We start from the raw sequence: 21,356 nt of genomic DNA on the forward strand, positions 1-21,356 counted from the left end.
CCGTCCGTGGCCGTGCTGATGGTTTCTTGCGAAACCATCAGCCTTCAGGTGGTCGCGAACGGTTTCGACCTCGGTTCGGCCCGGTTCCTCCCTGTTCGGAGGCACCACGGGGCAGGGCCGGTTGACCGGCCATGCGTTTGCCTGACCATCCATCGATCGCCCTGATCGTTCCGCTGCTCGACGAGCGGGAGCATCTCGGCCGTCTGATCGCGGATGTTGCGCGGCTGCCGGTGGATGAGGTGGTGCTGGTCGACGGCGGTTCGCAGGACGGAACGCGGGAGCTGCTCGCCGCCTCCGGCCTGCGCTGGATCGACGCCCCACGCGGTCGCGCCCGCCAGATGAACGCCGGTGCCGCGCTCTGTCGCAGCAGTGTGCTCCTCTTCCTCCACGCCGACACCCGGATCGGAGCCGAACAGATCGCCGCGCTGCGCACCGCCCTGCGCGGCCATCCCGAGCGGCAGTGGGGGCGGTTCGATCTGCGGATCGACGACGGCCGCGGGCTCTTCGCCCTCATCGGCGCGATGATCAACCTGCGTTCGCGCTTGAGCGGCATCAGCACCGGCGATCAGGCGCAGTTCGTCCGCCGCGCACTTTTCGAGCGGATCGGCGGATTCCCCGACATTCCGCTGATGGAGGATGTGGCGATCAGTCGTCGGCTCAAACAGGTGGCCCCGCCGTGCAACCTGCGCCCGCCGGTGGTCACCTCCGGCCGCCGCTGGCGCAGCGGCGGGGTGTGGCGCACCATCCTCCTGATGTGGCGGCTGCGCTGGGACTATTGGCGCGGTGTGCCGCCGGAGCGGCTGGCCCGACGCTACCGCAAGGCGCGATGAGGATGCGTGCCCTGCAGGTGGTGATCATGTGCAAGGCGCCGATCCCCGGCAAGGTCAAGACCCGGATGGTGGCGGCGGGGATGACGCCCGCGGAGGCCTGCGCGCTCCATCGGGAGATGGCCCGGGCGGTGATCCGGCGCGCCGCGCGCCTCTTCCCCGGACGGGTGACCGTCGCCGGATCGCCGGCCGGTCACCCCTTCTTCGCCGGCATCGGTCTGCCGGTGGTCGATCAGGGCGGGGGGGATCTCGGGGGGCGCATGGCCCGTGTTGCGCGCCCGTTGCTCGAAGCGGGGCGGCCGGTGCTGCTGCTCGGCACCGACGCACCCCACATGGCGCCGGAGCGTCTTCAACGGGCGGTGGCGGCCGCCGACGACCACGACGCGGTCGTCGGGCCGGTCGAGGACGGCGGTTACGATCTGCTGCTGCTCACCACACCGGCCGCGTTGGCATTGCTTGAGGGAATCGACTGGGGCAGCGATCGGGTCAGCAGCCAGACCCGTGCCCGCGCCCACGCCCGTGGCCTGTCGCTGGCTTGGCTGGAGCCGGGTTTCGATGTGGACGCTCCGGCGGATCTGGCCCGGTCGCGGGCGGCGGGCTGGCCGGAGTAGCGGCGCACTCGCCGCAGGCGTGCTGTGGGGGCTATGATGCCCCCTGTTCCGACTTGCGCTCCTCCTCTTCCAGCCGCTTGAGCCGGATCATCTCCCGGCTTCGCTTGAAGACGTACTTGGACATGACGTCCTCCTCGTCCCGGTTGCGAAAGAAGAACTTGATGCCGATGAAGGGCTCCCCCGACTTCTTCTTGCGCACCCACATCACCTTGCCAAGCAGGTCGACCGGTGTGGGAGGGAAGGTGGCCAGCATCATGATCACGTTGATGTACATTCCCTTGGTGTACATATGCTCCGGAACGAAGGCGGCACCGGTGCAGCTCAGATTGACCGGACGCTCCTTCATCTCCTGCTGGTTGGCGTTCTGCATCATGTTGGCGCCGATCAGGAAGTTGAGCTTGGCGTCGAGCTTGCTCATCGCCTCGCTCAGCTCCGGATTGAGCCGGTCGCGCACCTCGTTGCCGAAGAGATCCCTGTTGATCATCTCCTGCAGGACGGTGGCCTGACGGGCCCGGGCGCTGATCTGGCTCCGCTTGCGCTCGAACTCCTCCTCGGTGAGGGGAAGGTCACGCAACGGAAGCATGTCGTCGACGCGGAACTCCTGACGTTCTCTCCTCGGTTTGTTGCTCATCGCTCTTTGTGCTCCTCGCTGATGTTGGTGTCGCGCTCCCGTCGTCCGGGTGGGCCGGATCCGCCTGCGGTCGGCGGTGCTGCTACCGTGCCGTTCGGGACGGGGTGCCGCGCACGATGTCGCCGATGTTGATCGAGGTGGAGGAGGCGGTGACCAGTGCGAACGACCCCGCCTGCTGGGGGCTGATGACGATCAGCTCGGCGATCTTCTCCGGAGGAAGTGTCGCCGTTCCATCGGGAAGGTTCCGTCCGGCGCGGTAGACCGCCAGCCGTGTCCCCGGCGCCGCTCCCGCGCTGCTGCCGATATCGAGCACCACCACCTGATTCTGCCCCGCCTCGGCGGCGTCGTCACGGATGTGGACCACCCTTCCCTCCAGCGCCCGACGGGGAGGGGTCGGCGTGATGTGCGGATCGACCGTGGCGGCCGGCAGCAGGAAGTCCCCCCGGCCGATCTCCTCGAACGAGCGGGTGATCCTGGCCCGGTAGATCCCGTCCGACGCCCGGCTGGTGATCTGCAGTTGCCCCACATGGGCCAGCAGGGTGCCGACCGGACGTCCGTCGGGCTCCCGGATCTCGTCGCTTCGGCGGAAGATGTCGAATACCTCGCCCGGCTTCGCCGAGGTCTCCATGCGCAGGTAGACGAGGTCGTTGCGTCCGAAGTGGAGCCGGTCGTCCGCGGCGTCGAGGATGCGGCCCGCCTCCTTCGGCAGCGTGTTGGTGATCCGGTCGTGGCGGGCGAGCATGGTCAGCATCAGGCCGGGATCGATCCCCTCCGGCTCCCGCTGCACCGGGCGGATGACCACCTCGGGATGGGGGCGGACGGTGGTCAGCCCACCCTGCGCCCGGCGGCGGACGTCGAACCAGATCCGGTTGCCCGGGTAGATCAGATCGGGGTTGGTGATCGAGAGGTTGTGCTCCCAGATCTCGAGCCACCGCTCGGGATCGCGGAAGAAGTGGTCGGCGATGTCCCACAGGGTGTCCCCGGGCTTGACGATGTAGGGCTGGGTGATGCCGGGCTTGATCTCCTGCTCCGGTCTCGGTGGCGAACCGGCTGCGGCGGTGCAGGGACGCAGGAGGGTGAGCAGTGCGATGCACAAGGCGGCGGGCAGGCGGCGCTTCATCGGGTTTTGGGCTCCTCTCCGCGGATCAGTCTGCCGATGTTGGCGTGGTGACGCCAGACCAGCAGCGCCGAGAGTAGCGCGGCGGTCGCCGTTTCCCAACCCGTGCCACCGAGCAGCGCGATCGCCGGCGGCGGGACCAACCCCGCGACGATGGAGGCGAGCGAGACGTAGCGCAGCAGGAGGTAGAGCAGCAGCCAGACGGCGAGCGCGGCCAGTGCGGCGGCCGGATGCCAGACCAGCATCACCCCGAGCATGGTCGCGACCCCCTTGCCGCCGCGGAAGCGCAGCCAGACGGGGAAGAGGTGGCCCAGTACCACCGCAACGATGACGGCGACGGTGGGCGCAGGCTGATGCAGCGGCAGCACCAATGCCACGGGCAGCGCCCCCTTGAGGATGTCGGCGATCAGGGTGCAGGCGCCCACTTTGCGTCCGCCGGCACGCATGGCGTTGGTGGCGCCGATGTTGCCGCTGCCGACGGTGCGGGGATCGACACCGGCGAAGCGGCGGGCGAAGATCAGGCCGAAGGGGATGGAGCCGATCAGGTAGGCGATCAGCGCGACGGCGGGGATCGTGATGGAGTCGGGGATTGCTTCTGCTCCGGGGGCGTCAGCTCCGGACCCCGTGGGGTGCGGAGGGGCTTGGCGGTTGCAACCAGCCGGAGTTGGCCTGGTCGATGCGGTCGCAGTAGGGAAGGTAGGGTTTGATGTCCAGCACCGGCGTGCCGTCGAGCAGGTCGCCCGCCTCCACGGTGAGGTTCGTCCGGTCGCAGGCGATCAGCCGCAGGGCCGAGAGCCCGATCGGGTTGGGGCGGTGCGGTGCGCGGGTGGCCAGCAGGCCGCGCGGCGTGCCTCCCCGGCCGGGCGGGCGGACCAGCGGATTCCAGCCGCGGTTGAGGTGCAACCAGTAGATCAACCAGATGTGGGAGAAGCATGCCAGGTCGCGTGTCGCATCGGCCAGATCGTCGCGCAGCTCGATGGTGGCGGTCGCTGCGTGGGGCGTGGGCGTGCCGCCGGGCTGGCGCGGGGCGGCGAAGCGCTCTTTGTGGGGGCTGCGGACGACGCCGATCGGCCGCAGCCGGAGTTCGGCCGGGGGGATGACGGCGTCGGTGTAGTGCTTGTCGGGGCGGCTCTGTTCCTGCTCGGGCGGCCTCACGCCTCGGCCAGTTCGCGCTGCGGGTAGTGCAGCGTCAACCCTCGTTTGCCGCAACGGACCTCGACCCTGCCGCCGCGGCGCAGCGGTCCGAAGAGAAGGGCGTCGGCCAGCGGCCGCTTGATTTCGCGATCGATCAGCCGGGCCATCGGCCGCGCCCCCATCACCGGGTCGTAGCCGTGGTCTGCCAGCCACTGGCGCGCCTCCGGCTCGACGTAGAGCGTCACCCGTTTGTCGGTCAGCTGCTCCTCCAGCTGCATGAGGAACTTGTCCACCACGTGGAGGATGGTCACCGGCGAGAGCGGGGCGAAGGGGATGACGGCGTCGAGCCGGTTGCGGAACTCGGGGCTGAAGGTCTGGCGCACCGCCTCCTCGCAGCGGTCGAGCGGCGGCTGGCGGGTGAAGCCGACGGAGGCGCGCTGCAGCTCGACCGCCCCGACGTTGCTGGTCATGATCAGGATCACGTGGTGGAAGTTGACGTTGCGGCCGTTGCTGTCGGTCAGGCGGCCGTGGTCCATCACCTGCAGCAGCAGGTTGAACATGTCGGGGTGGGCCTTCTCGATCTCGTCGAGCAGCAGCACCGCATGGGGATGTTTGATGATGGCGTCGGTCAACTGGCCGCCCTGTTCGAACCCGACATACCCCGGCGGGGAGCCGATCAGCCGCGAGATGGCGTGCGCCTCGCTGTACTCCGACATATCGAAGCGGATCAGCTCGATGCCCAGGATGCGGGCCAGTTGTCGCGCCACCTCGGTCTTGCCCACACCGGTCGGGCCGGCGAAGAGGAAGCTGCCGATCGGCTTCTCCGCCCGGTTGAGACCGGCGCGGGCCAGCTTGATGCAGGTGGCCAACTGGGCGATCGCCTCGTCCTGCCCGAAGACGGTCAGTTGCAGGTTGCGCTCCAGCGACGCCAGCCTGCGGGTGTCGGAGATGCTCACCTGCTGGATCGGCGCCTTGATCATCGCTGCCACCGTCGCCTCGATGTCGCGCGTGCCGACCTGCTTGCGCCCCTTCTTCAGGTGCATCGCCGCGCCGGCCTCGTCGATGATGTCGATGGCCGAGTCGGGCAGGCGCCGGTCCTGCACGTGGCGCGAGGCGAGGTTGGCCGCCGCCTCCAGCGCCTCACGGGTGTAGCGGATGCTGTGAAACGCCTCGAAGCGGGATTTGAGCCCCTGCAGGATCTTGACCGTCTCCTCCAGCGACGGTTCCTCGATGTCCACCTTCTGGAAACGGCGGGCCAGCGCGTGGTCCTTCTCGAAGATCTGCTGGTATTCGTTCCAGGTGGTGGCGCCGATGCAGTGCAGGCCGCTTCTGCCCAATGCCGGCTTGAGCAGGTTGGAGGCATCCATGGCGCTTCCGTTGGCCGAGCCGGTGCCGATCAGGGTGTGGATCTCGTCGATGAAGAGGATGGCGCCGGGTTGTCGTTCCAGTTCGCTCAACACCGACTTGACCCGCTCCTCGAAATCGCCGCGGTACTTGGTGCCGGCGATCAGCGCACCCATGTCGAGCGCGTAGATGGTGGCGCAGCGCAGCTTCTCCGGTACGGCCCCTTCGGCGATCCGCCCGGCCAGCCCTTCGGCGATGGCCGTCTTGCCCACGCCGGCCTGGCCGACGAGCAGCGGGTTGTTCTTGCGCCGCCGGCAGAGGATGTGGACGCAGCGGCTGATCTCCCGCTCACGGCCGATCAGCGGATCGAAGCGGCCCTCCCGCGCCTGGGCGGTGAGGTCGATGCAGTACTGCTCCAGGGCGGAGGCCCGTTTCTTCTCCTTGTTGCGTCTGGTTCTCCTGCCGACGGTCTCGTCGCCGGGTTCGCCGGCGGGGCGCTCCGTGGCGCGCCCCCTGCCCTCATGGGCGCCGTGGGCGATGTGGGAGACGACGTCGTAGCGGGTCAGCCCCTGTCGCTGGAGGAAGAAGAGGGCGTGGGAATCGCGCTCGGAGAAGATCGCCGCCAGCACGTGGGCACCGGTGACCACGTCGCGGTTGGCCGCCTGCACGTTCATCACCGCCCGCTGGATCACCCGCTGCAGACCGACGCTGGCGGTGGTGTCGCCGCCGTTGGGCAGGACGGGGACGTGGTTGCGAATGAAGTCGTTGAGATCCTGGGCGAGCAGGTCGAGCCGGGCGCCGCAGGCGAGCAGCACCTCGCGCGCGGAAGGGTTGTCGATCAGGCCGAGCAGCAGATGTTCGACGGTGACATACTCGTTGCGCCGCAGATGGGCGTCGCGGAAGACGGCGTTCAGGGAGTTTTCGAGCTCTTCGTCGAGTATGCCCATGGTCGGTCCCCTCTCGTTCGGCGTGGTGCTCCTGCCCTTTGCCCCCTTTGCCGGGGCTGCCGGTCCGCTCCGGACGGAGCCGCCCCGGCGCAGGAGGCAGTCGACCCCGACATTATCGGCGCGGCGGCAGAGGACTCAAGCGGAGCGCTCGGGCTCGACCACGCATCGCAGCGGGTGGCCGGCCCGGCGGCTGATGGAGAGTGCCTGATACTGCTTGGTTTCCGCGACGTCCAGGGGGTAGACGCCGCCCACCCCGCGCCCCTGGTGGTGGATCTGCAACATGATCCGTTCGGCCTCGTCGCGCGGTTTGTGGAACAGGGAGCAGAGCAGCTCGGTGACGAAGTCCATCGGTGTGAAGTCGTCGTTGAGCAGTACCACCCGGTAGAGCGGCGGTGGCTTGAGCCGCTGCCTGGTGGCCTCGGGCCGGTGTTCGATTTCCATTGCCATCGGTGCAATGGTAGCAACGCCGCCCCGCCATGGGAACGCAGTGGCGGCGGATGAAGGGATAACCGCATGGAATCGTTGCGATGCATCATCTTCGACGTCGATGGCACGCTGGCCGACACCGAACGCGACGGCCACCGCGTCGCCTTCAACCGCGCCTTCGCCGATGCCGGGCTGGCGCGGCGCTGGGATGTGGCCACCTATGGTCGGCTGCTGGCGGTCACCGGCGGCAAGGAGCGCATCCGGCGGGATATCGCCGACGGCGGGATGCCGGCGATGGAGGAGGAGGAGATCGCCCGGCTCCATGCGGCCAAGACCGCCCACTATCAGCGGTTGATCGCGGAGGGGGGGATTCCGCTGCGTCCGGGCGTGATGCGGCTGCTGGAGGAGTCGTATCGCGCCGGGGTGCGGCTGGCCGTGGCCACCACCACCACGCCGGCGGCGCTCGACGCCCTGATCGCCCATGTGATGGGCGAGGAGTGGTTCGACCGGTTCGAGGTGCTGGCCGCCGGTGACGTCGTGCCGGCGAAGAAGCCGGCGCCGGACATCTACCGCTACGCGCTCGAACGGCTTGGGCTGCCGCCGGAGCATGCGCTGGCGGTGGAGGACTCGGCCAACGGGCTGCGCTCGGCGCGGGGGGCGGGGCTGGCCTGTGTGGTGACGGTCAACGACTACACCCGCGGGCAGTGCTTCGACGGCGCCGATCTGGTGGTCTCCGACCTCGGCGAGCCGGATGGGCCGGAGGTGGAGCTGCTGGCCGACCCGCATGGGTTGGCGCCGTTTCATCATGTCGATCTGCCGCTGCTTCGTCGGCTGGAGGGGTGTCATGGAGCTGTTTGACAGCCACTGCCATCTCGATTTTCCCCACTTCGACGGCGATCGCGACCAGGTGGTGGCGCGCATGAAGGAGGCCGGGGTGACGCGGGCGATGGTGGTTTCGGTCGACCTCGACCACATGGAGCGGCTGCAGGCGTTCTGCGCCGGTTACGCAGGCTTCGGCTTCTCGCTCGGACTGCACCCCAACCACGAGGTGGAACGGGAGCCGGACGTTGCCGATCTGCGCTCGCTTGCCGCTGCCCATCCGGCGGTGCGGGCCATCGGCGAGACCGGGCTGGATTACTTCCGTCACCGCGTCGATCCGGCGCTGCAGCAGCAGCGCTTCCGCGCCCATCTGGAGGCGGCCGGGATGCTCGACCTGCCGGTGATCATCCACATGCGCGAGGCCGATGCCGACACGCTGGCCATCCTGCGGGAGGTGCGGCCGCAGCGCGGGGTGATGCACTGCTTCTCCTCCGGGATGGCCGAGGCCGAGGCGGCGCTGGAGCTCGGGCTGCACATCTCCTTCTCCGGCAATGTCACCTTCAAGCGCAACCAGGCGCTGCGCGAGGTGGCCGCACGGGTGCCGCTCGATCGGCTGCTGATCGAGACCGACAGCCCGTTTCTCGCACCGGAGCCTTATCGCGGCCAGCGCAACGAGCCGGCCTTCGTCCGCCGGGTGGCCGAGGTGGTCGCCGAGGCGCGCGGCATGGCGCCGGAGGAGCTGGCGCGTGCGACGACGAAGAACGCGATGAAGCTGTTTGGCATGGAGGGAAGCGCGTGACAGGGGATATCCGGGTCTGCGTGGTCGGGCTGGGCTATGTCGGGCTGCCGTTGGCGCTCGCCTTCGGCCGGGTGCTGCCGACCATCGGTTTCGACATCTCGGAGCGGAAGATCGCCGCCTACCGCAAAGGGTACGATCCGACCGGCGAGATGACCCCCGAGCAGTTCGTCCGCGCCGACAAGCTTGAGGTGACCACCGATCCGGCGCGTATCGGCGAGGCCGACTACATCGTGGTGGCGGTGCCGACACCGGTCGATGCCGCCCACCAGCCCGACCTGACGCCGGTGGTCCGGGCCAGCGAGACGGTGGGGCGCCACATGCGCGCCGGCGCCACCGTCATCTTCGAATCGACCGTTTACCCCGGGGTGACCGAGGAGGTGTGCGTGCCGATCCTGCAGCGGGAGTCGGGGCTGGAGCGGACGCAGTTCCGCGTCGGCTACTCGCCGGAGCGGGTCAATCCTGGCGACAAGGTCCACACGCTGGAGCGGATCGTCAAGGTGGTCTCCGGCCAGGATGCCGCCACCCTCGAGGATGTGGCGGCACTCTACGAACGGGTGATCGAGGCCGGCGTCCACCGCGCGCCGACCATCAAGACCGCCGAGGCGGCCAAGGTGATCGAGAACACCCAGCGCGACCTCAACATCGCCTTGATGAACGAGCTGGCCATCATCTTCGACTGCATGGGGATCGACACCCTCGATGTGCTGGAGGCGGCGGGCACCAAGTGGAACTTCCTCCCCTTCCGCCCGGGACTGGTCGGCGGCCACTGCATCGGCGTCGATCCCTACTACCTGACCTACCGCGCCGAGATGCTCGGCTACCATCCCGATGTCATCCTCGCCGGACGGGCGCTCAACGACGGCATGGGGGCCTTCATCGGCAACAAGATGGTCAAGCTGATGATCGCCGCCGACATGAAGCTGCGTGGTGGAGTGGTGCTGGTGCTGGGGCTCACCTTCAAGGAGAACTGCGCCGATCTGCGCAACTCGCGGGTGATCGATGTGATCCGCACGCTCGAGGAGTACGGCATCCGCGTGCTGGTGCACGATCCGGTGGCCGATGCCACGGCGGCGCTGGAGGAGTACGGCATCGAGCTGGTCGGGCTGGAGGGGTTGCCGCCGCTCGATGGCATCGTCGCCGCGGTGGCCCACCGGCGGCTGGTCGCGCAGCCGACGGAGCGGTGGTGCCGGTTGGCCAAGGGCGGGGCGCCGTTCGTCGATGTCAAGTCGGCCTTCGACCGCGCCGCGCTGGAGGCGGGAGGGCTCAGGGTCTGGCGGCTGTGACCGGATGAGCACCGTCCTGGTCACCGGCGCCGCCGGCTTCATCGGCTTCCACCTCGCCCGGCGGCTGCTGGAGCGGGGCGATCGGGTGGTGGGGATCGACAACCTCAACGACTACTACGAGGTGGCGCTCAAGCAGGCGCGGTTGGATCAACTCACCGACCGACCCGGCTTCACCTTCCACAGGCTCGATCTGGCCGATCGCGCCGGCATGGAGGCGCTCTTCTCCGCCCACCGCTTCGATCGGGTGGTGCATCTCGCCGCCCAGGCCGGGGTGCGCTACTCGCTGACCAATCCGCACGCCTATGTGGAGAGCAATCTGGTCGGCTTCCTCCACATCCTCGAAGGGTGCCGTCAGCACGAGGTGGCCCATCTGGTCTACGCCTCCTCCAGCTCGGTCTACGGCGCCAACGAATCGATTCCCTTCTCGGTGCACGACAATGTTGACCATCCGGTGTCGCTCTATGCGGCGAGCAAGAAGGCGGGCGAGCTGATGGCCCACAGCTACAGCCATCTCTACCGGCTGCCGACCACCGGGCTGCGCTTCTTCACCGTCTATGGGCCGTGGGGCAGGCCGGACATGGCCTACTTCCTCTTCGCCCGCGCCATGGTGCGCGGCGAGCCGATCAAGCTGTTCAACCACGGGGCGATGCAGCGTGATTTCACCTACATCGACGACATCGTCGAGGGGGTGGTGCGGGTGCTCGATCACATCCCGGCGGGCGATCCGGCGTGGGATGGCGCCTCCCCCGACCCCGGCAGCAGCCGCGCGCCATACCGCATCTACAACATCGGCCGCGGCCAGCCGGTGGCGCTGACCGACTTCGTCGCCCTGCTGGAGCAGGCGCTTGGGGTGGAGGCGAACAGGCAGATGCTGCCGATGCAGCCGGGCGATGTGCCGGTCACCTTCGCCGATGTAGCTGATCTGGCGCGCGATGTCGGCTACCGTCCCGCGACCTCGCTGGAGGAGGGGATGGCAAGGTTTGTTGCATGGTTCAGGGAGTACAGTGGGTTATGATGGTTTCGCAAGAAACCGTCATTCGCGACCGGGACGGTCGCGCAAATCCGGAGGTTGCGCATGCAACCGACTGATTTGTAAGGCGATCGAAGACCGCGTTCTTCGATCGCCGTCAAGCAAAAAGCCCATGGACGGGCTTTTTGCGATTGGATCGGTTATGAAAGTCGTAATGATCGGGGCCGGCTATGTCGGACTGGTGTCGGGGAGCTGTTTCGCCGAGTTCGGCGCCGAGGTGGTCTGCATCGATGTGGCCGAGGCGAAGATCGCCGCGCTGAAGTCCGGCCGTATCCCGATCTACGAGCCGGGGCTGGACGATCTGGTGGCGCGCAATGTCGCCGCCGGCCGGCTGGCCTTCTCCACCGAGCTGGCTGGGGAGGTCGGCGATGCCGACCTGATCTTCATGGCGGTCGGCACGCCGACCCGCCGTGGCGACGGCCACGCCGATCTGCAGTACCTCTACGCCGCCGCCGAACGGTTGGCGCCGCATCTCTCCGGCTACACGGTGATCGTCGACAAGTCGACGGTTCCGGTGGGCACCGCGCGCGAGGTGGCGCGCATCATCCGCCAGCACAATCCCACGGCCGATTTCGATGTCGCTTCCAACCCCGAGTTTCTGCGCGAGGGGGCGGCGATCAACGATTTCATGCACCCCGACCGGGTGGTGATCGGCGTCGACAGCCCCAGGGCCGAGGCGCGGCTGCGGGCGCTCTACCGGCCGCTCAACCTGCGCGAGACGCCGCTGCTGATCACCGATCTGGAGAGCGCCGAGCTGATCAAGTACGCATCCAACGCCTTTCTCGCGATCAAGATCAGCTTCATCAACGAGCTCTCCGCCCTGTGCGAGCAGGTCGGCGCTGATGTGCACGCCGTGGCCAAGGGGATGGGGATGGATGGCCGCATCGGCTCCAAGTTCCTCCATCCCGGCCCGGGCTACGGCGGCTCCTGCTTCCCCAAGGATACGCTCGCCCTGTTGCGCACCGCCCAGGAACATGGCGTATCGCTCCGCCTGGTCAGCGCGGCGATCGAGGCCAACGCCGCGCAGAAGGCGCGCATGATTCGCAAAATCCGCACCGCACTGGGAGGCAGTGAGGCGGGGCGGACCATCGCCGTGCTCGGCCTGGCCTTCAAGCCGGAGACCGACGACATGCGTGATGCCCCCGCGCTCTCCATCCTTCCCGCCCTGATGGAGAAGGGGGCGGCCATCCGCGCCCACGATCCGCAGGCGATGGACGAGGCCGCGGAGCTGCTGCCCGAAGGGGTGACCTTCTGCCAGGGGCCCTACGAGGCGGCGCGCGACGCCGACGCGCTGGTGTTGATGACCGAGTGGAACGCCTACCGCAACCTCGATCTGGCCCGGTTGGGCGCGAGCATGCGCCGGCGGATCATGATCGATCTGCGCAACGTCTACAGCGCGGAGATCGCCCGGGAGCACGGATTCCGCTACGCCTCGGTGGGGCGGCGCGACGCGCTCTGACCGGGAGTGGATGCGGGCGGCACTCCGGCTGGCCCGCAACGGCATCGGCACCACCCATCCCAACCCCAGGGTGGGGGCGGTGGTGGTGCGCGACGGGGTGTTGCTCGGGCGCGGATGGCATGTGCGCCCTGGCGGGCCCCACGCCGAGGTGGCGGCGCTCGCCGATGCCGGGGAGGGGGCCCGCGGCGCCACGCTGTATGTGACGTTGGAGCCGTGTGCCGGCCACGGTCGCACCCCGCCATGCTGCCATGCGATTCTGGCGGCCGGTATCCGGCGGGTGGTCTACGGCTCGACCGATCCCAACCCGCGCATGGCCGGCGGCGGCGCCTGGCTGGCCGACCACGGCATCGCCGTGACCGGCGGGGTGCTGGCCGAGGCGTGCGACCGGCTCAACCGCCCCTTCCTGCACGGCCTGCGCCGGCAGCGGCCGTGGATCCTGGCCAAGGCGGCGGTCTCGCTCGACGGCAAGCTGGCCACCGAGACGGGGGAGGCCCGCTGGATCAGCTCGGAGGAGTCGCGGCGCCATCTGCACCGCATCCGGGCGGAGATGGATGCGATCGTCGTCGGAGGTGGTACGCTGTGCGCCGATGATCCGCGGCTCACCCCGCGCGGGGTGCGCCGCCGCGGTGCCAATCCTCTGCGGGTGGTGATCGCCCGCCGGTTGCCGCCGTTCATGGCCACGGCCCACCTGTGTGACGATGCGGCGCCCAGCCGGATCTACTGGCAGTCGGGGCGGCAGGAGGATGCGGCACGCTGGCGCGAATCCGGCGTGGAGCTGGTCGCCTTCCGCCGGCTGGAGGAGGTGTTCGACCATCTCTACCGAGAAGGGCGTCTGGCGGTGATGGTCGAAGGCGGCGGGCGGCTCTTCGGCGCGCTCTTTCGTGCGCGGCTGGTCGATGAGCTGCTGCTCTACCAGGCGCCGCTGCTGCTCGGAGGCGAGCGGGCGGTCGGGCTGTGGATGGGCGATGGTGTCGACCGGGTGGGGCAGGCCCCGCGCCTGATCGATCCGGTCCGGCGCAGGTTGGGCTGCGACCAGTGGATCCGGGGGCTGATCGGCTATCCCGGGTCGGAGCGGTCGTCTCGCCGAAACGGCGGCCCACGCACGGAAGCAAAGGGCGCGCAGCCGGTCCATGGAGGGAGCTTTGTGGCAGGATCATGACCAACGATACGGTTGAGGAAAAGATCCGGGAGCGGTTGGAGCGGGCGCTGCAACCGAGCCGTCTGGTGCTCCACGACCAGTCGGCCGCCCACGCCGGCCATGGGCAGCATCGTGCCCACGGCGGGGGACATTATTGCCTCGAGATCGCCGCCGACTGCTTCGCCGGTCGTCCATTGGCCGAGTGTCATCGCATGGTCCATCGGGCTTTGGGTGATATGTTTTCCGAGGATATTCATGCACTTTCCATCAAGGTGATCCGGTGATCCTCCACTGCGGGTGCAACCATGCCCGGATGGTGGCACGATTCGTGCTGGTGGTACGGAGGGACGCCATCGGTTCGCGCCGCCGGTGTGGTGCGGATCGGGGAGCGGAAGGTTCCCACGCGGCCACGGATGGCCGTGCAAATCGAGATCCTGCGAAGCAAGCGATGGATTTGTGAGGCAATCGAAGAGCGCGCTCTTCGATTGCCGTCGAGCAAGAGCTCCATGGAGGGAGTTGTTGCGATGCGATCATGAAAGTCGTTCGGAGAAACTCGGTTCAGAGCGGAAGCGTCACCCGGAAGCGGCGGCGTTCCGGCACGGAGAAGGATGCCTTCGCCTCGGTGATGCACGAGCAGCAGGCCACCGGGGGTGTCGACCGGCGGGAGGAGGGGCGGGATCGCGCCGATGCCGCATCTGAGCAGGCTCCCCGGGAGCGGGACGACCATCCCGAGGTGCTGCTGATGCTGGTCCGGCAGGGGATCGATGTCCTGGACGACGGCCTGGCGCAGATCGAGCGCGAAGGGATCGGCAACACCCTCGAGTTGCGTGAGAAGCTCGACGCCGTCGGCTCGCGGCTGCATGCCATCCGCAGCACACAGGGGGGATCCCCCCTGCTGGATACATCGGAGACCATCATCAACGTCGAGTCGGAACGGCTGCGCCGCCTGGCCTGATCCGGCGGGCGCGCTTCGCCCCCTACCGCCCCTATCTTTTTCCCCTCTCCGGGCGCGCTCCTCCTCCGGCGGCCCCTCCCGTTTCTCCCTGTCGCCACACCTGCGATCGTTCCGCCATCCCCACTGCGGGTGACCCGGCGGGGGTCGTGCGCTACCATTTCCGCTCGTGCGACCGCAGCCAGCCGCGCGGCGGCGGGATCGGAGGACGATGGCGGCCTTGCCGGAGTCGACCATGCGCCCTTCGGCGTGCCGTCGCGCACATCCGGAGCTTCTCCCTGGTCGACTCCGGTTCGGGCAAAGGGTCCATGGAGGGATCCTTTGCGATCTGATCCGTCATGTCCGAGAAGGATGCTTTGGTCCATCAGCTCATCGACGACTTCGATGCGCTGCGTCCCATCGTGTTGGCGTCGAACAAGGAGCATGTCGAGCTGCGTGCCATCCTCAGGCGGATGGCCTCGACGCTGGAGAAGCTGCAGGGGCTCCCTGCGGTCCCCGTCTCCCAGTACCGTCTGCTCGCCCGGCTCCTCTCCCGGCTGATCGATGCCGAGCACGGCTTGTTGCTCTCCTCCGATGTCGGCCGGGAGATGGGCGAGCAGGATGCCGACCGGTTGATCGAGCATGTCGAGCAGCGCCGCCGCCTGCTCGCCCAGGCGCAGCAGGACGTCCCGATCCTCCATCGCACCATCGCCCGCTGCAGCGCGCTGATCGGACGCGAGATCGCCGCCGATCGGGAGATCGCCGACAAAGCTCAGGCGCTGGAGATGATGCTGCGTGCCCATCTGCAGGAGGATCGGGTGGTGCGTGGCGAACTCAACGAACTGATCGCCACGCTGCGCGCCTCGCTCGCCTCGATGTCCAGGGTGTTGCAGGAGGTGGGGGCCGATTCCTCGGAGCTGGCGCGGGCGCAGGAGGTGCTGTCGCAGGATCTGCCGGAGGATCCGGTGGCGGCGAAGCGGCTGTTGGAGCAGGCGCGCGAGGAGATCCTCGCCGCCGGCAACAAGGTGGTCGAGGCCAACGAGGCGATGCAGCAGCAGATGCAGCAGCAGATGCGAAAGATGCAGCAGCTCACCGAGCAGCTCAAGCGGGCGGAGGCGCAGGCGCGCAACGATCCGTTGACCGGCTTGGCCAACCGCCGTCGGCTGGCCGAGTTCCTGCGCGGGTTGAAGTCGGAGACGGTGTCTTTCGTCATGCTCGATATCGACTTCTTCAAGAAAATCAATGATCAGTACGGGCACGACGCCGGCGACGAGGTGCTGGCCGACCTGGCCGAGGTGTTGAGCGGTTGTGTGCGCGAGGGCGACATGGTGGCCCGTCTCGGTGGCGAGGAGTTCTGTGTCGTCTTTCCCGACACCCCACTGGCGACGGCGGTGGAGTTGGCCGAAGAGCTGCGTGCCGCCGTCGATGTGCACGATTTCAAGACCTCCGCCGGCCCGATCCCGGTCACCGTCAGCGTCGGCGTGGCACAGCGGCGGCCGGGCGAGCCCAACTCGGCATGGATCAAGCGGGCGGACGAGGCGCTCTACGCCTCCAAGACGGGAGGGCGCAACCGGGTGAGCAGCGCCGAGTAGCGCCACGGCCGGTTCGCGCTCGGGACCGCGCCCCCTACAGACGGCGGAGACGGAGGGCGAGCCGCCACCACGGCCAGCGCCGCCCTTGCCGGTAGATGCCCTCTTCCCACTCGGCGACGAAGCGGTTCCACGACTCCGCCGCCACGCCTGGCGGCGTCGGCAGTGCTGAGAGCGGTTGGCCGACGGTGCGGGCGATGCCGCGCCGGCGCAGCCAGCCATCGAGCAGCGGGATCGCCGCGGGGTTGGCGCCTCCGGCGCGACGGCGCCACCAGAGCAGGGGCGCGGCCGTCACCAGTATCACCAGGGCCAGCAGGGCTGCAGGATGCCCTGCGGCCCGGGCCAGCGCGCGCAGCGCCGCCGCCCGGTCGGAGTCGCGAAACTCCAGCACATAGCGGTACCAGGCCATCCGGAGCGACTCCCATGCGGCGTCGAGCCGGGGCAGCCAGACACCTGAGAGCCGCCAGCGCGCCGGTGGGGTGGGATCCATGCGCCACCAGCGGCCGTCATGCCACACCTCCACCCAGCTGTGGGCGTGTTGCTGTCGGATCAGCAGGAAGCCTCCGATCTCGTTCCATTCGCCGCCGTAGTAGCCGTTGACCAGATGGGCCGGGAAGCCCAGCTCGCGCGCGGCCAGCGCCAGCGTGGTGGCGAAGAGCTCGCAGTGCCCTCGCTTCCCGGCGAGGAAGCTGGCCAGCGGCCGCAGGTCGTCGATCCTGGCGTGGATGTCGTAGCGCCAGCCGCGCAGCTCCCGCTGCACCGCCTGCAGCCGCGCGTACGCGCTCCTGCTGCGGGGTGCGATGGCTGCAAGCCAGCGGCGCAGCGCCGCCGGAGTGCGGCTGCGGTCGCGATCGGCGCTGGTCGGCGGCCCGGCGGGGATCGGTGGGCCTGTGTCGCTGGTCAGGGTGATGGCCAGCCGCAGCCGTCGATTGGGAGCGGTGGCAAAGCGCAGCACGCCGTCCGCACTGGCGCGCAGCATCCGCGGGATGCGGGCGATCGATGTGGTGCCATCGGGCAGCAGCAGGTAGGGGTGGTCGGTCGCCTCGCGGTAGAGCAGGGCGGCGGTGGCACGCGCGTTGCCGCCACGCATCCGCAGGGTGGTTCCGGCCGGCCAGCGCCCCGCCCGTGGTTGCGGCCCCTGTCGCCAGCCGTGGCCGGTGAAGCGGTGGAGGAGGGTGCCGCGCCAGTAGCGGCCGGTGATCAGCCGGTGGAAGCGGGCGATCGCCCGGTCGCTTCGCTCCACGGGCTCGATGCGCAGCACCACGGTGGTGTCGAGGCTGCGGGCGAAGTCGCCCAGCGCCACCCGGTCGGAGAAGCCGCTGGTCGCCATCCGCGGCTGGGTCGGCTGCAGCAGGCGGTGGGTGGAGAAGCGGGGCGCGAGGAAGAAGAGCAGCGCGCCGGCCAGCAGCATGGCCAGCCAGCCGCCCAGGTCGCTGCCTGCCGGCGGCAGCGGCAGGTCGCCGCCGGGCAGGTTGCGCCCGTAGAGGCAGAGGGTCGCCCGCCAGAGGAACCAGACCATGCCGGCCAGCGGCAGGACGAAGAGCACCGAGTCGGTCAGTACCGAGGCGGCCAGCAGCAGGAAGATGCCGACCAGGATGCGGTGGAGGTGGTTGCGCGCCGTCGCCGCCTCGATCGCCACGGCCAGCGACAGGATGAGCAGGAAGTCGGTGAAGACCACGATCCATGGCACCCCGATGAGCAGCTCGATCCCGCCCCAGAAGAAGCCGACCCACCCGATCAGGCTGGCCTGCATCTCGCCGATGGCCAGCCGAGGCCCGCGCCACCAGCGCAGCAGCACCATCGCCGCCGCCGGCAGCCAGTAGAGCGGGCGGACGAAGTCGGAGAAGGCCAGCGCGGCGATGCCGCAGGCCAGTACCATCAGGGTGTGCCGTTCGGCGGTGGTCAACCGGCCAGCGAAAGCAGCGGGCCGCTGCCCGGCAGCGGGGGTTGGTTTTCGGGTCGGGCGGCGGCCAGCGCGCGCAGCGCCGCCTGCCGCTCCCCGGCCGTTCCCAGCGGGAAGCGCTGTTGGCCGAGGATGATCGCCTCCGCTCCGGGGGTGGACTCCATCCAGTAGCGGGCGCGGCCGAGCAGCGCCTCGAAGGCGCCGGGATCCCGCTCCGGCGGCAGGCGCAGGTCGACCCGCAGCCGCGCGCCCGGCCGCGGTGCCGTGGATACTGTGGAGAACTGCTTGCTCGCCCAGCGACCGCTGCGGGCGGCCTTGCGCCAGTGGATGCGGGTGATCGGATCGCCGGGCAGGTAGGGGCGCAGCCCGTGGAGCTCCTCCTCGCCACCGCTGCTCCCCGCCCCCGTGGCGGCAGTGGCGTCGGCCTGCCAGGGGAGGGCGGCGGGAAGCACCACCAGTTCGTGGCGCATGCGGGCGGGGAGGGTGCGGGCGATGCGGAACAGCCCCGCCGGCGCCTCGGTGGCCGCCTGCCAGCGCCGCAGCCGGTAGAGGCCGCGCCGCGCGGCACGGATGCGACCGCGCAGCTCGGCCTCGCCCGGGAGCAGCCGGCAGTCGATCGCTTCGCGGACCCCGGCGCCATAGTCGCCGCAGAGCTCGATCCAGCCGGCATCGCGGCGTCGGTGGCCGGTGCGTTGCTGCCAGCAGCGGGTCTGCCCGGCGGTGACCGTGGTCGATGCGCTCGACGTGGCAAGGCTCTCGGGTGCCCGCTTCCGGCCGGTGCAGAGTGCCAGCGCCAGCCGCAGTTGCCCCACCGCCTGGATGAGGGCCCGTCCGCCGATCACCGTGAACAGCGCCGCGCAGAGGTAGAGCAGGTTGTTGCCCGAGTAGAGGGCGGCGGCCCACACCCCGCACCAGGCGCCGGTAAAGAGCGCGCCCGCCCGGGTGGGCCCGATGCTCCAGCCGCCGGGCAGCGGCAGGCGGATGGCCACCAGCCGGTCGAAGAGCCGCAGCAGCCACCACGGCAGCTTCAGGTCGGCGGGATCGTAGGCCACGGGATCAGCCCGGGACAGGCACCTGTTCGCGCAGTGCGCTCAGCGCGGCGACGCTGTCGCCGTCGGCGGTGACGCGGTGGGCGAGGCAGGGGAGCCACACCCGCTGCAGATCGGCGGCGGTGACGAAGTCGCGCCGGTCGAGCCAGGCGCAGGCCTGGGCGGCGCGCAGCAGCTCCCGCCCGGCGCGCGGGCTGATCCCCTGCCGCAGCAGCCTGCCGTCGCGGCTGGCCGCAAGCAGGGCGAGCAGGTAGTCGAGCAGCGGTTCGGCGGTATGGACCCGTGCGACGGCGCGGCGGATCGCTGCCACCGTCTTCCAGTCGGCCACCGGTGCCATCGCCTCCAGCCGTTCCGCACCCGCCTCCCCGGTGAGCACCCGCCGCTCGGCCTCGCGGTCGGGGTAGCCGATCTCGATCCGCATGAAGAAGCGGTCGAGCTGCGACTCGGGCAGCGGGAAGGTGCCGGCCTGTTCCAGCGGATTCTGGGTGGCGATGACCAGAAAGGGGTGGGGCAGGGGTCGGGTCTCGCGCTCGATGGTCACCTGCCCTTCGGCCATCGCCTCGAGCAGCGCCGACTGCGCTTTGGGGGTGGCGCGGTTGATCTCGTCGGCCAGCAGGATGTGGTGGAAGATCGCTCCGGGGTGGAAGACGAAGCGGTTCTGTGCCGGATCGAAGATCTCCACCCCGACGATGTCGGCCGGCAGCAGATCGGCGGTGAACTGGATGCGGCCGAAGTCGCTGTCCAGGCTGCGGGCCAGCGCGTGGGCCAGGGTGGTCTTGCCCACACCGGGGAGATCCTCGATCAGGAGGTGGCCGCCGCAGAAGAGGGTGATCAGCAGGTTGCGGATCACCTCGTCCTTGCCGGCCAGGGCGCAGGCCAGTTGATCGCGCAGTCGACAGGCGGACTGGTGGAGGTCGGCTTCCTGCCCGGTGGAGGAGTCTGGTTGCGATCGAGTCATGGAACAAGGCTAGCGCCGGGTCGGTGGGCGTCCATGATGTGGCTGAATTTCCGCGCTTCAGCCATGACGAATTCGCAAGAAGTCGGCATCCGCGGTCAGGATGGCCGCGCAAAACCGAAGCTTGCGCAGGCAAGCGACGGTTTTTTGTAAGGCGATCGAAGATCGCGCTCTTCGATCGCCGTCGAGCAAAAAGTCCACGGAGGGACTTTTTTGCGATCCGAGGCATGCCGAGGCGATTCTTTTGGAAAGGGTTGATGTTGCTGTGTGGTTGGCGGGGACGGGGCGGGTGGCTATCCTTCCCGCAGCGGCTGCGTATATGCATTATCTGAGCCACGGTGGGGCAACTGAGTATGCAGGAACAGGGTGCTGGTGGGGCTTCGGATTCCGAACTGATGCGCGTCATCGCCACCCGTAAGCTCCACTCGGTGGACAGCCATGTCATTCTTTCCGCCACCGATGCGCGGGGGATCATCGTGCATGTCAGCCATGCGTTTTGTGCCATCAGCGGTTTCCGCCGGGAGGAGTTGATCGGCAAGCCGCACAACATCGTGCGCCATCCCGACATGCCCGCCTCGCTCTTTGCCGATCTGTGGCGAACCATCCAGTCCGGGAGGTGCTGGAGCGGTGAGATCAAGAACCGCACCAGGGATGGCGGATTCTACTGGGTCAAGGCGAATATCGAGCCGCTGATCGGATCGGAAGGGACGATCATCGGCTATTTTGCCGTCCGGCAGGACATCACCGCTCAGAAGACGATGGAGAAGCTGAGCGTTACCGACCCGATGACCGGGGCGTTCAACCGGCGCTACTTTGACATGGTGCTGCCGCGAGAGATGGCCCGTGCCCGGCGCGAGCGGCACTATCTGGCGTTTTTGATGGTCGATGCGGACAACTTCAAGAGGTACAACGATACCTATGGGCACCATGCCGGGGACGATGTGTTGCGCTCGATCGTCGATGTGCTGCAGCAGAGTTTTCTTCGTCCGGGTGATTATATCTTTCGACTTGGCGGGGAGGAGTTTGCCGCCCTCTTTCCCGTGGTGCGTTCGGAGGATGCCCGGTTGGTCGCCGAGCGGGCGCGGTGGTTGATGTACGAGCGGGCCATCGAGCACTCCGGCAATCCCCCGCACAACCGGGTGACGCTGTCGATGGGGATGATTGTCCTCGACCCGGCACAGAAATATGAGCAGGACGATGTCTACAAGTATGCGGATGCCGCCCTCTACAAGGCCAAGGAAAACGGGCGCAACCGTCTGGATGTGCACGGGGAGGGTGCCGACGTCGAACTGTGGCGTGGCGCCGCGGCGTCCGGGGAGGGTTGAGGCAAGAGCACCGTTGGCCGATGGCTCCGGTGCCTGCGG

At 68.8% G+C, this 21,356-nt stretch carries 21 protein-coding genes; 12 read left to right on the forward strand and 9 right to left on the reverse strand.

From position 1 onward, the window contains the following. The first annotated feature begins 131 nt into the window (after positions 1 to 131). A complete protein-coding gene (locus D6682_00020) occupies positions 132 to 830 on the forward strand; it encodes a glycosyltransferase (protein RMH53017.1) in 699 nt (232 codons plus the stop codon). Further along, positions 827 to 1,438 carry a DUF2064 domain-containing protein gene (locus D6682_00025; GenBank protein RMH53018.1) on the forward strand — a complete coding sequence of 204 codons (612 nt, stop codon included), beginning with the start codon at positions 827 to 829 and terminating at the stop codon, positions 1,436 to 1,438. Before D6682_00020 ends, D6682_00025 begins: the two co-directional genes overlap by 4 nt. Before the next feature lie 31 nt (positions 1,439 to 1,469). Here D6682_00025 and D6682_00030 read toward each other — a convergent pair whose 3' ends face one another. The 6 genes from D6682_00030 to clpS form a co-directional block, all read right to left on the reverse strand. Continuing rightward, a complete protein-coding gene (locus D6682_00030) occupies positions 1,470 to 2,069 on the reverse strand; it encodes a PilZ domain-containing protein (protein ID RMH53019.1) in 600 nt (199 codons plus the stop codon). Between the two features lie 82 nt (positions 2,070 to 2,151). Then, positions 2,152 to 3,189, reverse strand: coding sequence for a LysM domain-containing protein (locus D6682_00035; GenBank protein ID RMH53020.1), 1,038 nt, complete (start codon positions 3,187 to 3,189; stop codon positions 2,152 to 2,154). Beyond that, positions 3,186 to 3,764: a glycerol-3-phosphate 1-O-acyltransferase gene (plsY, locus tag D6682_00040; protein ID RMH53021.1), complete on the reverse strand. Its 579-nt coding sequence runs from the start codon at positions 3,762 to 3,764 to the stop codon at positions 3,186 to 3,188. The genes D6682_00035 and plsY overlap by 4 nt, the downstream gene beginning before the upstream one ends. Positions 3,765 to 3,795: 31 nt before the next feature. After that, positions 3,796 to 4,284: a tRNA (N6-threonylcarbamoyladenosine(37)-N6)-methyltransferase TrmO gene (gene tsaA / locus D6682_00045; GenBank protein ID RMH53069.1), complete on the reverse strand. Its 489-nt coding sequence runs from the start codon at positions 4,282 to 4,284 to the stop codon at positions 3,796 to 3,798. A 53-nt stretch (positions 4,285 to 4,337) separates the two neighbouring features. Further along, on the reverse strand, positions 4,338 to 6,605 hold the full coding sequence (clpA, locus tag D6682_00050) for an ATP-dependent Clp protease ATP-binding subunit ClpA (protein RMH53070.1): 2,268 nt from the start codon (positions 6,603 to 6,605) through the stop codon (positions 4,338 to 4,340). Between the two features lie 141 nt (positions 6,606 to 6,746). Continuing rightward, positions 6,747 to 7,058, reverse strand: a complete 312-nt coding sequence (gene clpS, locus D6682_00055) for an ATP-dependent Clp protease adapter ClpS (protein RMH53022.1) — start codon at positions 7,056 to 7,058, stop codon at positions 6,747 to 6,749. 66 nt (positions 7,059 to 7,124) lie between these two features. Here clpS and D6682_00060 point away from each other — a divergent pair, with 66 nt between their 5' ends. The 9 genes from D6682_00060 to D6682_00100 all read left to right on the forward strand — a co-directional run bounded on the left by D6682_00060 (position 7,125) and on the right by D6682_00100 (position 16,088). Beyond that, positions 7,125 to 7,895 (forward strand): HAD family hydrolase, encoded by a 771-nt coding sequence (locus D6682_00060; GenBank protein ID RMH53023.1) that lies wholly within the window; start codon positions 7,125 to 7,127, stop codon positions 7,893 to 7,895. Next, positions 7,882 to 8,655, forward strand: a complete 774-nt coding sequence (locus D6682_00065) for a TatD family deoxyribonuclease (protein ID RMH53024.1) — start codon at positions 7,882 to 7,884, stop codon at positions 8,653 to 8,655. The genes D6682_00060 and D6682_00065 overlap by 14 nt, the downstream gene beginning before the upstream one ends. Positions 8,656 to 8,675: 20 nt before the next feature. Next, positions 8,676 to 9,938 carry a nucleotide sugar dehydrogenase gene (locus D6682_00070; GenBank protein ID RMH53071.1) on the forward strand — a complete coding sequence of 421 codons (1,263 nt, stop codon included), beginning with the start codon at positions 8,676 to 8,678 and terminating at the stop codon, positions 9,936 to 9,938. A gap of 4 nt (positions 9,939 to 9,942) precedes the next feature. After that, positions 9,943 to 10,953 carry an NAD-dependent epimerase gene (locus tag D6682_00075; protein ID RMH53025.1) on the forward strand — a complete coding sequence of 337 codons (1,011 nt, stop codon included), beginning with the start codon at positions 9,943 to 9,945 and terminating at the stop codon, positions 10,951 to 10,953. A gap of 157 nt (positions 10,954 to 11,110) precedes the next feature. Then, the gene (locus D6682_00080; GenBank protein RMH53026.1) at positions 11,111 to 12,427 is read left to right on the forward strand and encodes a UDP-glucose/GDP-mannose dehydrogenase family protein; all 1,317 of its coding nucleotides are present in this window, start codon (positions 11,111 to 11,113) and stop codon (positions 12,425 to 12,427) included. A 10-nt stretch (positions 12,428 to 12,437) separates the two neighbouring features. Continuing rightward, a complete protein-coding gene (gene ribD, locus D6682_00085) occupies positions 12,438 to 13,586 on the forward strand; it encodes a bifunctional diaminohydroxyphosphoribosylaminopyrimidine deaminase/5-amino-6-(5-phosphoribosylamino)uracil reductase RibD (protein RMH53027.1) in 1,149 nt (382 codons plus the stop codon). Continuing rightward, positions 13,583 to 13,849, forward strand: a complete 267-nt coding sequence (locus D6682_00090; GenBank protein ID RMH53028.1) for a BolA family transcriptional regulator — start codon at positions 13,583 to 13,585, stop codon at positions 13,847 to 13,849. Before ribD ends, D6682_00090 begins: the two co-directional genes overlap by 4 nt. 248 nt (positions 13,850 to 14,097) lie before the next feature. Beyond that, positions 14,098 to 14,520: a hypothetical protein gene (locus D6682_00095; protein ID RMH53029.1), complete on the forward strand. Its 423-nt coding sequence runs from the start codon at positions 14,098 to 14,100 to the stop codon at positions 14,518 to 14,520. Positions 14,521 to 14,855: 335 nt separating this feature from the next. Further along, positions 14,856 to 16,088 carry a GGDEF domain-containing protein gene (locus tag D6682_00100; GenBank protein ID RMH53030.1) on the forward strand — a complete coding sequence of 411 codons (1,233 nt, stop codon included), beginning with the start codon at positions 14,856 to 14,858 and terminating at the stop codon, positions 16,086 to 16,088. Between the two features lie 34 nt (positions 16,089 to 16,122). Here D6682_00100 and D6682_00105 read toward each other — a convergent pair whose 3' ends face one another. The 3 genes from D6682_00105 to D6682_00115 are packed head-to-tail and all read right to left on the reverse strand — an operon-like array spanning position 16,123 to position 19,995. Further along, a complete protein-coding gene (locus D6682_00105) occupies positions 16,123 to 17,991 on the reverse strand; it encodes a DUF3488 domain-containing protein (protein ID RMH53031.1) in 1,869 nt (622 codons plus the stop codon). Continuing rightward, positions 17,988 to 19,040, reverse strand: coding sequence for a DUF58 domain-containing protein (locus D6682_00110; protein RMH53032.1), 1,053 nt, complete (start codon positions 19,038 to 19,040; stop codon positions 17,988 to 17,990). The genes D6682_00105 and D6682_00110 overlap by 4 nt, the downstream gene beginning before the upstream one ends. A 4-nt stretch (positions 19,041 to 19,044) precedes the next feature. After that, positions 19,045 to 19,995 (reverse strand): AAA family ATPase, encoded by a 951-nt coding sequence (locus D6682_00115; GenBank protein ID RMH53033.1) that lies wholly within the window; start codon positions 19,993 to 19,995, stop codon positions 19,045 to 19,047. A 350-nt stretch (positions 19,996 to 20,345) separates the two neighbouring features. On the opposite strand from D6682_00115, the gene D6682_00120 reads away from it, so the two are divergent. Then, on the forward strand, positions 20,346 to 21,317 hold the full coding sequence (locus D6682_00120; GenBank protein ID RMH53034.1) for a sensor domain-containing diguanylate cyclase: 972 nt from the start codon (positions 20,346 to 20,348) through the stop codon (positions 21,315 to 21,317). The last annotated feature ends 39 nt before the right edge of the window (positions 21,318 to 21,356 follow it).

Source organism: Zetaproteobacteria bacterium (assembly GCA_003696765.1).
GTDB lineage: Bacteria > Pseudomonadota > Zetaproteobacteria > Mariprofundales > J009 > RFFX01.